This window comes from Bacillus sp. SIMBA_026 (assembly GCF_046535335.1).
Lineage (GTDB): Bacteria > Bacillota > Bacilli > Bacillales > Bacillaceae > Bacillus > Bacillus velezensis.
Window position 1 is genome coordinate 16,377 of sequence record NZ_JAWRWX010000003.1, and the last position, 13,099, is coordinate 29,475.

At 47.9% G+C, this 13,099-nt stretch carries 11 protein-coding genes and 5 tRNA genes; 11 read left to right on the plus strand and 5 right to left on the minus strand.

Features of this window, described 5'->3' with window-relative positions:
* Nucleotides 1-13: 13 nt before the first annotated feature.
* The 5 genes from pbp4b to SB847_RS16320 form a co-directional block, all read right to left on the minus strand.
* Nucleotides 14-1,297, minus strand: coding sequence for a penicillin binding protein PBP4B (gene pbp4b / locus SB847_RS16300; protein ID WP_410578050.1), 1,284 nt, complete (start codon nucleotides 1,295-1,297; stop codon nucleotides 14-16).
* 18 nt (nucleotides 1,298-1,315) lie between these two features.
* Nucleotides 1,316-2,683: a PTS transporter subunit EIIC gene (locus SB847_RS16305; RefSeq protein ID WP_410578052.1), complete on the minus strand. Its 1,368-nt coding sequence runs from the start codon at nucleotides 2,681-2,683 to the stop codon at nucleotides 1,316-1,318.
* A 128-nt stretch (nucleotides 2,684-2,811) separates the two neighbouring features.
* Nucleotides 2,812-3,741 carry an N-acetylmuramic acid 6-phosphate etherase gene (gene murQ, locus SB847_RS16310; protein WP_044802671.1) on the minus strand — a complete coding sequence of 310 codons (930 nt, stop codon included), beginning with the start codon at nucleotides 3,739-3,741 and terminating at the stop codon, nucleotides 2,812-2,814.
* 99 nt (nucleotides 3,742-3,840) lie between these two features.
* Entirely contained in the window at nucleotides 3,841-4,317 is a 477-nt protein-coding gene (locus tag SB847_RS16315) for a GNAT family N-acetyltransferase (protein WP_410564463.1), read from the minus strand.
* 18 nt (nucleotides 4,318-4,335) lie between these two features.
* Nucleotides 4,336-4,788, minus strand: coding sequence for a 2-thiouracil desulfurase family protein (locus tag SB847_RS16320; RefSeq protein ID WP_410564465.1), 453 nt, complete (start codon nucleotides 4,786-4,788; stop codon nucleotides 4,336-4,338).
* Nucleotides 4,789-4,968: 180 nt separating this feature from the next.
* On the opposite strand from SB847_RS16320, the gene SB847_RS16325 reads away from it, so the two are divergent.
* The 11 genes from SB847_RS16325 to glmS all read left to right on the plus strand — a co-directional run bounded on the left by SB847_RS16325 (nucleotide 4,969) and on the right by glmS (nucleotide 12,828).
* A tRNA-Glu gene (locus SB847_RS16325) sits at nucleotides 4,969-5,040 on the plus strand.
* A 3-nt stretch (nucleotides 5,041-5,043) separates the two neighbouring features.
* Nucleotides 5,044-5,119, plus strand: a tRNA-Val gene (locus tag SB847_RS16330).
* A gap of 5 nt (nucleotides 5,120-5,124) precedes the next feature.
* Nucleotides 5,125-5,197 (plus strand) — tRNA-Thr (locus tag SB847_RS16335).
* Nucleotides 5,198-5,216: 19 nt separating this feature from the next.
* Nucleotides 5,217-5,301 (plus strand) — tRNA-Tyr (locus SB847_RS16340).
* 4 nt (nucleotides 5,302-5,305) lie between these two features.
* Nucleotides 5,306-5,377: transfer RNA gene (locus tag SB847_RS16345), tRNA-Gln, on the plus strand.
* Nucleotides 5,378-5,607: 230 nt separating this feature from the next.
* Complete coding sequence (gene sigW, locus SB847_RS16350; RefSeq protein ID WP_003156766.1) at nucleotides 5,608-6,171, plus strand: RNA polymerase sigma factor SigW; 564 nt, start codon at nucleotides 5,608-5,610, stop codon at nucleotides 6,169-6,171.
* 13 nt (nucleotides 6,172-6,184) lie between these two features.
* Nucleotides 6,185-6,811 carry an anti-sigma-W factor RsiW gene (gene rsiW / locus SB847_RS16355; protein ID WP_003156765.1) on the plus strand — a complete coding sequence of 209 codons (627 nt, stop codon included), beginning with the start codon at nucleotides 6,185-6,187 and terminating at the stop codon, nucleotides 6,809-6,811.
* Between the two features lie 165 nt (nucleotides 6,812-6,976).
* Nucleotides 6,977-7,798, plus strand: a complete 822-nt coding sequence (gene cdaA, locus SB847_RS16360; RefSeq protein ID WP_003156763.1) for a diadenylate cyclase CdaA — start codon at nucleotides 6,977-6,979, stop codon at nucleotides 7,796-7,798.
* Nucleotides 7,791-9,230, plus strand: coding sequence for a CdaA regulatory protein CdaR (gene cdaR / locus SB847_RS16365; protein ID WP_410578054.1), 1,440 nt, complete (start codon nucleotides 7,791-7,793; stop codon nucleotides 9,228-9,230). The genes cdaA and cdaR overlap by 8 nt, the downstream gene beginning before the upstream one ends.
* A 17-nt stretch (nucleotides 9,231-9,247) precedes the next feature.
* Nucleotides 9,248-10,594: a phosphoglucosamine mutase gene (gene glmM / locus SB847_RS16370; RefSeq protein ID WP_410578056.1), complete on the plus strand. Its 1,347-nt coding sequence runs from the start codon at nucleotides 9,248-9,250 to the stop codon at nucleotides 10,592-10,594.
* A 431-nt stretch (nucleotides 10,595-11,025) separates the two neighbouring features.
* Nucleotides 11,026-12,828, plus strand: a complete 1,803-nt coding sequence (gene glmS / locus SB847_RS16375; protein ID WP_410578058.1) for a glutamine--fructose-6-phosphate transaminase (isomerizing) — start codon at nucleotides 11,026-11,028, stop codon at nucleotides 12,826-12,828.
* Nucleotides 12,829-13,099 lie beyond the last annotated feature (271 nt).

Consider the following 13,099-nt stretch of genomic DNA (forward strand, 5'->3'; position numbering starts at 1 on the left):
AAGACATGGGTTGTCATTCAATGGCTTCATAAATCGTTCTTATGACGCTGCCGTAGCTTCCGGTCGGGAAAAGATCCCCTTCAAAAACATTCGGGTTTTCACCGGGACTGACGACGGGGGAATGCTTTTTATTGGTCAAAAGTGCGATCCCCAGCTTATAAGCGGGATCAATAATCGTGACGGTGCCGGTCCATCCCGTATGGCCGTATGCCTGCCTGCTTGCATAAGGGCCGAACATCCACTCCATATCCGGGCTGCCGTTTTTCCGCCAGCCGAGAGCGAAAGTCGGATCAGAGGATGCCGCCGTTGTGAACAAATCGGCCGTTCTTTTATTGAAGAGAGAAGCGTGTTTATAACTGCCTCCGTTCAGCATGACTTGAAGAAGGACGGCCATATCATCAGCTCTGGAAAACAGCCCGGCGTGACCGGACACCCCTCCCATGGAGTAAAATGCTTTTTCATCGTGAACTTCCCCCTGCAGCGTATACGTCCTGATGTGAGGGAAATGGATGACTCCGTCACGTGTGTTGCCTAAACGTTCAGTAGCTGCGAATGCTTTTTCTTTAAAGCCTTTTTGCAGCGGGTTGAACAGTGTGTGCGTCAGTTTCAGCGGTTTGTACAGTTCTTGTTCCGCATAGGCATCAAGGGTTTTTCCGGTTATGTTTTCAATGATGCAGCCGAGAAGCATGTAACCGATATCGCTGTATACGTGTTTTGTTCCCGGTTTGTATTCAAGCGGGATTTGGGTGAGAAAACGGATCGTTTTCTCCCGTTCTTGTGAATATAAAGGGCCTGCGGTGTCCGGCTGATAGAAATAAAAGCTTGCCGGCAGACCGGATTGATGCTGGAGCACATCGATGACGCGAATGCGGTCTTTTTCTTGAATCGGATCGCTTTTTCCGTCTTTGAAATCAGGAAGGTAAGCCGAGACTTTTTGATACACATCAAGCTTTCCCTGACTGACGAGTCGCTGCAGTGCAAAATTGGCCGCGTACATTTTTGTATTGGAAGCTAAATCAAACATGGTTGAAGTTTTCATTTTTTTCGGACGGGATAGAAGGGCGTTCCCGTCATATTTTTTGCTGTAGCCGTATGCTTTCTTTTTGATCACCCGTCCGTCCTTTACGACGACGAGGACGGCTCCGGGGAATCCTGCCGCGATGTCTTTTTCAATCATTTGATCAACCTTTCTGAGCTTTGCTGCGTCGTATAATTTGGATTGGGCTGCGGCTTTGTGCTGCGGCAGGAAAGAGAGGCTGATGACCATTGTGAGTATTGCGGCTGTCAGTGTTTTCATATTCTGATCCCTCCCGGTTTATTCAAATTCAGCAGCCATGTCATCCTTAAATCCGAACGCATAAGTGAAGACAAAGCCCGCCGCGTAAGAGATGAAGAGACCGATGATATACAAAACGATTTGAGCCGGCTGTACGAGAAACGAGAGCGGAAGGCCCGAGACACCGATTGAAAAAGTAGCCACCTGAAAATGGGCTTGAAAGGCGCCGCCGATTCCCGCCCCTAAACACGCCGTCAAAAACGGCCGGCCGAGCGGGAGCGTGACGCCGAAGATGAGCGGCTCTCCGATTCCGAGCAGACCGGATGGAAGTCCTCCGCCGATCGCTCTTTTCAATGAGGCTTTTTTTGTTTTCATAAAGATGGCGAAGGCCGCTCCTACTTGACCCGCGCCTCCCATCGCGAGAATCGGAAGAAGCGGGTCATCTCCGATTGACCGGATTAATTCCAAATGTACGGGAGTCAAGCCCTGATGCAGGCCGGTGACGACAAGCGGCAGGAAGGCGGCTCCCAGTACAAACCCTGAGAGCACTCCCCCGACATTCAGCAGCGACAATAAACCTGATGTAATCAGATCAGAAATAAAACCGCCTGCAGGGATAAAAACGACATATGTCACCAGCCCGGTGATAAGTAAAGACAATGTAGGCGTGACGATAATGTCGATGGATTGATGGACGTACTTTCTGATAAACCGTTCGGTATAAGCGATAAAAACCGCAGCGAAAAGAACGCCGATTAATCCTCCCCTGCCAGGGAGCAGATTCTCTCCGAACAAACTGATATTGGCGATTTCAGGGTTAAGGATCAATATGCCCGCAAGGCCGCCCATCGCGGGTGTCCCGCCGAATTCCTTCGCCGCATTGATGCCGACAAGGACGCCGAGGTAAGCGAATAAGCCTGAACCGATAACCGTTAAAATAAGTGCGATTTGGGATTCTTTCGGGAGCCAGCCGGCCTGAATGACGGCTTTCGTAATACCGGTAATTAAACCTGATGCAATGAGTGCGGGAATAAGGGGAATGAAGATGCTTGATATTTTTCTCAGAAACAGTTTGATGGGTGTGGTGTTTTTTCTGTTGAGATCGGCTTTTTTTCGTGAGGCGGCTTCTTTTAAATCAATGTTTTTTCCGGATGACATAAGTTTTGCGAAAGCGTCGGCGACATGATTGACGACACCCGTGCCAAGGATGATCTGCAGTGTTTCGGCTTCGACGACGCCTATTACCCCGTCAAGCTGTTTCAGCGCTTCAATATCCGTTTTGTCCTGATCTAAAGGCGTAATCCTCAGGCGTGTCATACAGTGGGTAAAGCCTGAGATATTCGATGAACCGCCGCAATTGTCCAGAATATCTTTGGCCAGTGACTGATAAAATGCCTCTTTGCTCATGGAGATCCTCCTTTTTCCGTACGATTTTTCCCGGGGAGCTGTGCCTGAAACGCGTCCTAAAAGCGCCTGCGCCGATCATGAAAACGGCGCGGGCTCGTAAAAGCACATTATTTTTCACCAAAGAACGATCAGCGTTCTTTTTCTTTTGAAAGGTGCTGTTCAATGGCTTTATCAATGAAGCCGTCTGATTCTTTGAGCAGTGCCTTCGCGTGTGTTTCGTCCGAATTCGTCTTCAGCATGACGATTGCCGTTTTGACATGGCTGCCTGCGGCCTCAAGCGTTTCTTTTGCCTTGTCGTACGGAACGCCCGTGATGCTTTGGATAATGCCGATTGCGCGTTCTTTCAATTTTTCGTTGCTGACATGAACGTCCACCATTAAATTTTCGTACACTTTGCCGCTTTTGATCATCACGGCCGTGGAAATCATGTTCAGAATCATTTTATGTGCCGTCGCCGCTTTCATTCGTGTTGACCCTGTAATCACTTCGGGGCCGACGACGACTTCAATGCTGTGATCGGCATAAGTGCTGATCAATGAGTCCTTATTGCATGTGAGCGCGACGGTTTTGGCGCCGATTGTTTTTGCGTATTTCAGCGCACCGGCCGCATACGGCGTGCGCCCGCTTGCCGCGATGGCGATCACGGTGTCTTCTGCGGTAAGCCCGATCGTTTTGAGATCGAGAGCGCCGGTTTCCTCGCTGTCTTCTATACCTTCAGCCGCTTGCAAAAAGGCGTCTGCTCCTCCGGCCATCAGACCGATGACGGTGTCGGGACTTACGCTGTATGTAGGCGGGCATTCAACTGCATCCAGTACACCGAGTCTGCCGCTTGTGCCCGCTCCCGCATAAATCAGCCTGCCGTTTCGCCGTAAGGACTGATGGGCGAATTGAACGGCAATCTGAATATCGGGCAGCACCTGCTGAACGGCTTCAGCCACTTTGAAATCCTCTTGGTTAATGATGCGGAGAATTTCCATCGTGTCTGCTTGATGGATTGAAGCGGTCTGCGGATTTCTGGTTTCTGTGGTCAATCTGTGAATGTTTAGCCGGTCTGTCATGATTGTACCCTCCCAAGTCGTTAATACTTGAAGTATATGGGCTTCTGAATATATGTTTCAAGAAAAATCGGCAGGGATGAGATAAGTAATCAAGCGCTTTCACAAAAAATGATGCAGAATGTGCTGTTCGCCGATGGGGCCGATCGTGCGACGACCTTTATCAATAAAACCGGAAGACCGGTACAGGTTCTTTGCACGATGATTGCGATGGTTTACAGAAAGCACGATTTCATCACACCAAGGAAAGTAATTTGCGACAAAAGCGGGGAGCTGCAGCATCGCTTGTTTGGCATAACCTTTTCCCTGATGCGGCGCATGTAAGGACAGCGCACTCAGCAAAATGGCAGACACATTGTTCGAATACGGGGCAATGGTTTCTTTTGAGGTATGTAAAATGAAAAAACCGACGGGGCGGTCTTCTTTTAAAATGACTGTCGGGTAGCGATCCCGGATGACGAGAGCCTGCGGCAGGACATCTATCGGCAGAGCTGTGAACTTTTTATCTTCTTCACTCAGCACAAATCCGTTCAGCCCGTCTGCATGCTCCGGTTTATAAAAGGACAGGGCCACATCCATGATATCTACTCTCCTTTTTTATAATTGATCCAATTCATCTTCTGATAGAACACGGCAGCCTGCCCGTTTTAAAAGAGCGGAAGTGATGCCGTCTCCGAGTATTTTTTTTCCTGAGAAAGTGCCGTCATAGATAAAGCTGCTGCCGCAGGACGGACTGTTTTCTTTAAGGATGACCGTTGCGGCGCCTATTTCTTTTGCGTATGCTAACGTTTTTTCCGCGCCGTCCATATATAAAGCCGTAACATCTTCGCCTGATGCCGTTACGATTCTTGCTGTTCCGTTCAGCACGTCTTCGCCCGTACCGACGATGATTTCCGCCGGTTCGCGGGGAGTGGTGAAGCCGCCCAAAAGTTCGGGGCAGACCATAACAGCTTTCTTTTCTTCTACGAGTCTGCGGATTTTTTCCGAAGCGGCGTGAGAGCCGTTATACCTGCATTCGATACCGCCGAGACAAGAGCTGACTAAGATCATCTGTGTCCATTCCCTTCAATATTTTGATACTTTCATCATAAATGAAATAAGAGAGGAGGGATGAGTTTTTCAGTTAAAAAACGGGTAAAAAAGTTTGAAAATAAAAAAAATAATTTTTCTCTTTACAAATGGGGTACAACCTGTATATAATAACTTTTGTCAGCTCGACGCGGACACAACGGCCCGTTGGTCAAGCGGTTAAGACACCGCCCTTTCACGGCGGTAACACGGGTTCGAATCCCGTACGGGTCATATGGAGGATTAGCTCAGCTGGGAGAGCATCTGCCTTACAAGCAGAGGGTCGGCGGTTCGAGCCCGTCATCCTCCACCATATTTGCCGGCCTAGCTCAATTGGTAGAGCAACTGACTTGTAATCAGTAGGTTGGGGGTTCAAGTCCTCTGGCCGGCACTGTTTTCCAAAAAAATACGGAGGGGTAGCGAAGTGGCTAAACGCGGCGGACTGTAAATCCGCTCCCTCAGGGTTCGGCAGTTCGAATCTGCCCCCCTCCACCATTTTTGGGCTATAGCCAAGCGGTAAGGCAACGGACTTTGACTCCGTCATGCGTTGGTTCGAATCCAGCTAGCCCAGTCTCAGACACCTTTTGCATAAAGGTGTCTTTTTTTTATCAGCATTTTGTTTCAATTTCTGATTGTTCATCAGATATACTATTTTTAAGCTGCTGTTAAGGCAGTATATTCTGTATTTTCCATCTACACCCTGCCTGAAATTTGGTAAAATAAATGTAATAAAAAAATGAAACCTTTTAAAACAATCAACGTATAGATACAGACCGGTGAAGGGCAGAGGTAAGATAAAACATGGAAAACCTGATTAAAAAAAGAATCAAGCAAGTCAAAAAAGGCGATCAAAATGCGTTTGCAGAAATCGTTGACCTTTATAAAGATAAGATTTACCAGCTTTGCTACCGCATGCTCGGCAATGTTCACGAAGCGGAAGATATTGCGCAGGAAGCTTTTATCAGAGCATATGTCAATATCGACAGTTTCGATATCAACAGAAAGTTCTCAACGTGGCTTTACAGAATTGCGACCAACCTGACCATTGACCGAATCCGCAAGAAAAAGCCTGATTACTATCTGGACGCAGAAGTAGCTGGAGCAGAAGGGCTGACGATGTATTCGCAGATCGCCGCGGACGGGGTTCTCCCTGAAGACGCCGTATTGTCATTGGAGCTGTCGGACACAATTCAGAAAAAGATTTTAAAGCTGCCTGACAAGTACAGAACGGTTATTGTATTAAAGTATATTGACGAACTCTCTTTAATTGAAATCGGGGAGATTCTGAATATCCCTGTCGGCACCGTCAAGACAAGGATACACAGAGGCAGAGAGGCTCTTAGAAAACAATTGAGGGATCTTTAAGTGGGGTGATGAAATGAGCTGTCCTGAACAGATTGTGCAGCTTATGCATAAGCATCTTGATGGAGATATCCTTCCTGAAGATGAAAACGTATTAAAACAACATTTGCAGTCATGCGGGAATTGCAAACGGCATTTTCATGAAATGGAGAAATCCGTAGCACTCGTCCGAAGCACATCGCATGTCACGGCCCCTGCTGATTTTACTGCCAAAGTTATGGCGAATCTTCCAAAAGAGAAAAAACGCGCTTCTGTAAAACGATGGATCAAAACTCATCCGATGATTGCAGCCGCAGCGGTTTTTGTGATTTTAATGGGCGGCGGTTTTTTCAACAGCTGGCATAATGACCACAATTTCAGTGTGTCCAAACAGCCGAACCTTGTCGTGCAGAATCACACGGTCACCGTCCCTGAAGGCGAGACCGTAAAGGGCGATGTCACAGTAAAAAACGGCAAGCTGTTCATTGAAGGAAAAGTCGACGGCAATGTGACTGTCGTCAACGGAGAAAAATACATGGCCTCAGCCGGACAAGTCACCGGGCAGATTGAAGAGATTAACCAATTGTTTGACTGGGTCTGGTACGAACTGAAATCGGCGGGCCAGGGCGTCGTGAGCGCTTTGGACCCGAATGAAGATGAGTAAAGCGTATAATCGCTTTACTCTTTTTTTGTGCATCGCCGCTCTGGCTCATTTCACTTGAGAAATCAAAATGTGGTATAATGAGCACGCTATATGATGTACATATTGCTCATGCAGCACAATTCATAACAGAAAAACGAAATGACTGAATTCTTGGAGGACGAGGAAATGGCTTTTGAGGACATCCCATTTTTGCAATACCTCGGCAATGCCGTTGATATTCTCCTTGTTTGGTATGTGATATATAAATTAATCATGGTCATACGCGGGACGAAGGCGGTTCAGCTTTTAAAAGGAATCGTCGTCATCGTATTGGTCCGGATGGCCAGTTCATATTTGGGACTCAGCACGCTTCAGTGGCTGATGGACCAAGCGATAACATGGGGATTTTTAGCGATCATCATTATATTCCAGCCTGAGCTGAGACGGGCGCTTGAACAGCTCGGACGGGGCCGGTTCTTTTCCAGGAGCGGAACCCCCGTGGAGGAAGCGCAGCATAAGACAATTGAAGCGATTACAAAATCGATCAGCTACATGGCAAAACGCCGCATCGGCGCACTCATCGCGATTGAGCGCGATACGGGAATGGGCGATTATATTGAGACGGGCATCCCGCTTAATGCGCAGGTCAGCTCGGAGCTTTTGATTAATATCTTCATCCCGAATACACCGCTGCATGATGGAGCGGTCATTATGAAAAATAACGAGATTGCGGCGGCTGCCTGTTATCTGCCGCTTTCTGAAAGCCCGTTTATTTCAAAGGAGCTGGGGACGCGTCACAGAGCGGCTGTCGGCATCAGTGAAGTGACGGACAGCTTAACCATTATTGTATCTGAAGAGACGGGCGCCATCAGTGTGGCCAAAAACGGAGACCTTCACAGAGAATTGACGGAAGAAGCACTGAAAGAAATGCTTGAAGCCGAGTTTAAGAAGAACGCCAGAGATACTTCTTCTAACCGCTGGTACTGGAGGGGCAAGAAAAATGGATAAATTCTTAAACAACCGCTGGGCTGTAAAGATCATTGCATTGCTCTTTGCGCTGCTGCTTTACGTTGCGGTTAACAACAACCAGGCGCCGACTCCGAAAAAGCCGGGGGAATCCTTTTTTCCGACATCAACGACTGACGAGGCTACGCTTACTGATATTCCTGTAAAAGCATACTATGATGAAGCGAACTATGTCGTCACCGGCGTGCCCCAGACCGTAAATGTCACGATTAAAGGCTCGACAAGCTCGGTGAAAAAGGCGAGACAGACGAAGAATTTTGAGATATACGCCGATATGAATAAGCTGAAGACCGGGACTCATAAGGTCGAATTGAAGGCGAAAAACGTATCGGACGGACTGACGGTCTCCATTAACCCGTCAGTCACGACGGTTACGATTCAGGAAAAAACGGCTGAGAGTTTTCCCGTGGAAGTTGAATACTACAATAAAAGCAAAATGAAAAAGGGATATACCCCTCAGCAGCCGATTATCAGCCCGAAAAACGTGCAGATTACAGGTTCGAAAAATGTGATTGATAACATTTCACTTGTCAAAGCATCCGTGAACCTTGAAAATGCAGATGAGACCATTGAAAAGGAAGTGAAAGTGACCGTCTATGACAAAGACGGCAACGCACTTCCTGTTGATGTTGAACCGTCAGTCATTAAAGTGACGGTTCCCGTAGCCAGTCCGAGCAAAAAGCTTCCTTTCAAAATCGAAAGGAAGGGAAGTCTTCCGGACGGGGTGAGCGTTGCGAGCATTGACTCGAATCCGAGTGAGGTGACGGTTTACGGCCCGCAGGATGTGCTGGATTCACTTGAATTTATTGACGGCGTATCTCTTGATTTAGGCAAAATTGATAAAGATACCGATATCAATGCCGATATCCCGCTTCCTAAGGGTGTCACTAAGGTATCACCGGAAAAAATCACGCTTCATGTTAAAGTGGACAGTGAAGACAAAAAGGATTTTGACAATGTCGGAATCAAGACGGTCGGACTGGGAGGCTCACAGCAGATTGAGTTTCTCGATCCTGAATCGCAGGCGATAAATATTACGGCCAAAGGCTCTCCCGCCAACATTAAGGCGCTGAAAAAGTCGGACATTGAACTGTATGCCAATGTCTCGGACCTGGATGACGGAGAGCACTCTGTAAAGCTTGAAGTAAATGGCCCGCAAAACGTCACATGGTCCCTGTCAAAAGACACGGTTAAGATTAAGCTGACTTCTAAGAAAAACACAAGTTCAAATAAAAATAACGGCGGTTCCGCTGATTCCGACAATAAGAACGGCACAAGCGGAGACGCAGACAAAGACAAGAACAAGAACCGGGAAGACGACACTGACAGCGATCAGAATAAAAGTCAAAACCAGGATCAAAATCAAGATCAGGATGAAGACGGATCAAGCGCTGATTCTTCTTCAACAGAATGAAAAAGGAGCGATACAAAATGGGCAAGTATTTTGGAACAGATGGTGTAAGAGGTGTTGCCAACAGCGAGCTTACGCCAGAGCTGGCCTTTAAAGTTGGGCGTTTTGGCGGTTATGTCCTGACCAAAGATAAGCAGCGCCCGAAAGTGCTGATCGGCCGTGATACACGTATCTCCGGACATATGCTGGAGGGAGCCCTTGTCGCCGGACTTTTATCGATCGGAGCTGAAGTGATGCGCCTCGGCGTTATTTCTACGCCGGGGGTATCCTATTTAACGAAAGCCATGGATGCTGAGGCGGGCGTCATGATCTCCGCTTCTCACAACCCCGTACAGGATAACGGAATTAAATTTTTCGGAGGGGACGGCTTTAAGCTTTCTGATGAGCAGGAGGCCGAGATTGAACGTCTCATGGAGGAACCGGAAGATAAGCTGCCGAGACCGACAGGCGCGGACCTCGGGCTTGTGAACGATTATTTTGAAGGCGTTCAAAAGTATCTGCAATTTTTAAAGCAGACGGCGGACGAAGATTTTACAGGCATTCATGTAGCGCTTGACTGCGCCCATGGTGCGACATCTTCCATTGCGACGCACCTTTTTGCCGATCTCGATGCTGACGTATCTACAATGGGGACGTCTCCGAACGGATTAAACATTAATGATGGCGTCGGTTCTACACACCCGGAAGCGCTGAGTGCTTTCGTCAAAGAAAAAAACGCCGATATCGGCCTTGCGTTTGACGGAGACGGCGACCGCCTCATTGCCGTTGATGAAAAAGGAAACATCGTCGACGGCGATCAGATCATGTACATATGCACGAAGTATTTGAAATCAGAAGGCCGTCTGAAGGATGATACCGTCGTATCGACCGTGATGAGCAACCTCGGTTTCTACAAAGCGCTTGAAAAAGAAGAAATCAAAAGCGTTCAAACGGCAGTCGGCGACCGCTATGTCGTAGAAGCGATGAAAAAAGACGGCTATAATGTCGGCGGCGAGCAGTCAGGGCACCTTATTTTCCTTGATTACAACACTACCGGCGACGGTCTTTTGTCCGCGATCATGCTTGTGAATACGCTGAAGGCGTCCGGCAAAACCCTTTCAGAACTTGCGGATGAAATGAAAAAATTCCCGCAGCTCTTAGTGAATGTGAAAGTGACGGATAAATATAAGGTAGAAGAAAACGCTAAGGTGAAGGCCGTTATTTCTGAAGTGGAAAAAGAAATGAACGGAGACGGCCGGATTTTAGTGCGCCCGTCAGGCACCGAACCGCTCGTCCGCGTGATGGCCGAAGCGAGAACAAAAGAGCTTTGTGACGAATATGTCACAAAAATCGTGGATGTCGTGCGGACAGAAATGGGAGCGGAGTAGCGAAGTTTATAAGCAGAGAGCGAACAAGACAAGTGCGATCAGCATAATATGATAGTAAACATGATGCCGGGGCGGCAAAAAATAATTGACCGTCCTTGGCACATGCTGTAAAATCAAGCTTGTTCAGCCTTTGTTTTTCACTTGCAGGAAAGGCGGGATTGTTTGCATCTTTTATAATTACAGCGCCCGAACTAAGCGCCCGAAAAACGGCTTAGTTGACGAGGATGGAGGTTATCGAATTTTCGGCGGATGCCTCCCGGCTGATTCATTTAGATCACAGCCGTAAGGATTTCTTCAAACCGGAGGGGCGACTCTCCGAACAAAGAGAAATCACATGATCTTCCAAAAAAACATGTGGGAGGGGACGATTGAAAGTCCCCTTGTAATTTGACTTTCTTCGTCTCCTTTTGCACCTTTAGGAGGAAGAAAATATGTGTGGAATTGTAGGTTATATCGGTCAGCTTGATGCGAAAGAGATTTTGTTAAAAGGATTAGAGAAGCTTGAGTACCGCGGTTATGACTCTGCCGGTATCGCTGTGGCGAATGAGCAGGGCGTGCATGTGTACAAAGAAAAAGGCCGCATCGCCGACCTTCGTGAAGTGGTGGATCACACGGTTGAATCTCAAGCGGGAATCGGCCATACACGCTGGGCGACTCACGGCGAACCAAGCTTCCTGAACGCTCACCCGCATCAAAGCGCACTCGGCCGCTTTACACTTGTTCACAACGGTGTGATCGAGAACTATGTTCAGCTGAAGCGCGAATATCTTGAAAACGTTGAACTGAAAAGCGACACGGACACTGAAGTAGTCGTTCAAATGATCGAGCAATTTGTGGCGGGAGGACTTAGCACGGAAGAAGCGTTCCGCAAAACACTGACTCTGTTAAAAGGCTCTTACGCAATTGCATTATTTGACGGTGAAAACACAGACACCATTTACGTTGCAAAAAACAAAAGCCCTCTGTTAATCGGCCTTGGAGATACGTTTAACGTCGTGGCATCTGACGCGATGGCTATGCTTCAAGTAACGAATGAATACGTTGAGCTTTTGGACAAAGAAATGGTGATCGTGACAAAAGACGAAGCCGTGATTAAAAACCTTGACGGTGAAGTCATGACACGTGCGTCTTATATCGCTGAGCTTGACGCCAGTGATATCGAAAAAGGCACATACCCTCACTACATGTTAAAAGAAACGGATGAGCAGCCGCTTGTTATGCGCAAAATCATCCAAACGTATCAGGACGAAAACGGCAGACTGGCCGTGGCCGGCGATGTCGCTGACGCCGTGGTGGAAGCGGACCGCATTTATATCGTGGCTTGCGGAACGAGCTACCATGCCGGTCTTGTCGGGAAACAATATATTGAAATGTGGGCAAACGTACCGGTTGAAGTGCATGTAGCGAGTGAATTCTCTTACAACATGCCGCTTCTGTCTAAGAAGCCGCTCTTTATCTTCCTTTCTCAAAGCGGAGAAACAGCGGACAGCCGCGCCGTGCTTGTTCAAGTCAAAGCGCTGGGTCACAAAGCGCTGACGATCACAAACGTTCCGGGATCAACGCTTTCCCGTGAAGCGGATTACACATTGCTTCTGCACGCAGGCCCTGAGATCGCTGTTGCATCAACAAAAGCGTATACGGCTCAGATTGCCGTGCTTGCGATCGTTGCGTCTGTTGCAGCAGAACGCAACGGTGTTGATATCGGCTTTGATTTGGTCAAAGAATTAGGTATTGCGGCAAACGCCATGGAAGCCCTCTGCGACCAGAAGGACGAAATGGAAATGATCGCACGTGAGTACCTGACTGTTTCAAGAAACGCTTTCTTCATCGGCCGCGGCCTCGACTACTTCGTATGTGTCGAAGGCGCCCTGAAGCTGAAAGAGATTTCTTACATCCAGGCGGAAGGCTTCGCCGGCGGCGAGCTGAAGCATGGAACAATCGCTCTGATTGAAGAAGGAACACCGGTCTTTGCACTGGCGACACAAGAACACGTCAACCTGAGCATCCGCGGAAACGTGAAGGAAGTCGCAGCCCGCGGCGCCAACACTTGCATCATCTCGCTGAAAGGCTTAGAAGACGCAGACGACAGATTCATCCTGCCGGAAGTCAACCCTGCGCTTGCTCCGCTGGTATCTGTTGTGCCATTGCAGCTGATCGCTTACTACGCTGCACTGCACCGCGGCTGTGACGTTGATAAACCGCGCAACCTTGCGAAGAGTGTGACTGTGGAATAATATATTTAACCCCTTTGGTTATTAGCCAGAGGGGTTTTTTAATGCGGAAATTAGAAATACATACTCTTTGCGATTGTAAAGAAATCCCCTTTTATATATTGAAAAGGATTAACACCTGCTTTATAATACGAGTTGCATTCCGGTTAAAATCCATAAATGTAATCATTAGTAAATCGTTTTGTGCATGCCTCATCGGAAAGTAATCACCTCCAGTATTTTTCATCATGAATATTCCATTATATAAACGTAATCAATCGATTGCACTTTCACA

Bases quoted from the DNA above. Each gene is read 5' to 3' on its own strand.
- glmS (WP_410578058.1), top strand. From the start codon at position 11,026: ATGTGTGGAATTGTAGGTTATATCGGTCAGCTTGATGCGAAAGAGATT.
- glmM (WP_410578056.1), top strand. From the start codon at position 9,248: ATGGGCAAGTATTTTGGAACAGATGGTGTAAGAGGTGTTGCCAACAGC.
- cdaA (WP_003156763.1), top strand. From the start codon at position 6,977: ATGGCTTTTGAGGACATCCCATTTTTGCAATACCTCGGCAATGCCGTT.
- SB847_RS16305 (WP_410578052.1), bottom strand. From the start codon at position 2,683: ATGAGCAAAGAGGCATTTTATCAGTCACTGGCCAAAGATATTCTGGAC.
- SB847_RS16315 (WP_410564463.1), bottom strand. From the start codon at position 4,317: ATGGATGTGGCCCTGTCCTTTTATAAACCGGAGCATGCAGACGGGCTG.
- SB847_RS16320 (WP_410564465.1), bottom strand. From the start codon at position 4,788: ATGATCTTAGTCAGCTCTTGTCTCGGCGGTATCGAATGCAGGTATAAC.
- cdaR (WP_410578054.1), top strand. From the start codon at position 7,791: ATGGATAAATTCTTAAACAACCGCTGGGCTGTAAAGATCATTGCATTG.
- sigW (WP_003156766.1), top strand. From the start codon at position 5,608: ATGGAAAACCTGATTAAAAAAAGAATCAAGCAAGTCAAAAAAGGCGAT.
- pbp4b (WP_410578050.1), bottom strand. From the start codon at position 1,297: ATGAAAACACTGACAGCCGCAATACTCACAATGGTCATCAGCCTCTCT.
- murQ (WP_044802671.1), bottom strand. From the start codon at position 3,741: ATGACAGACCGGCTAAACATTCACAGATTGACCACAGAAACCAGAAAT.
- rsiW (WP_003156765.1), top strand. From the start codon at position 6,185: ATGAGCTGTCCTGAACAGATTGTGCAGCTTATGCATAAGCATCTTGAT.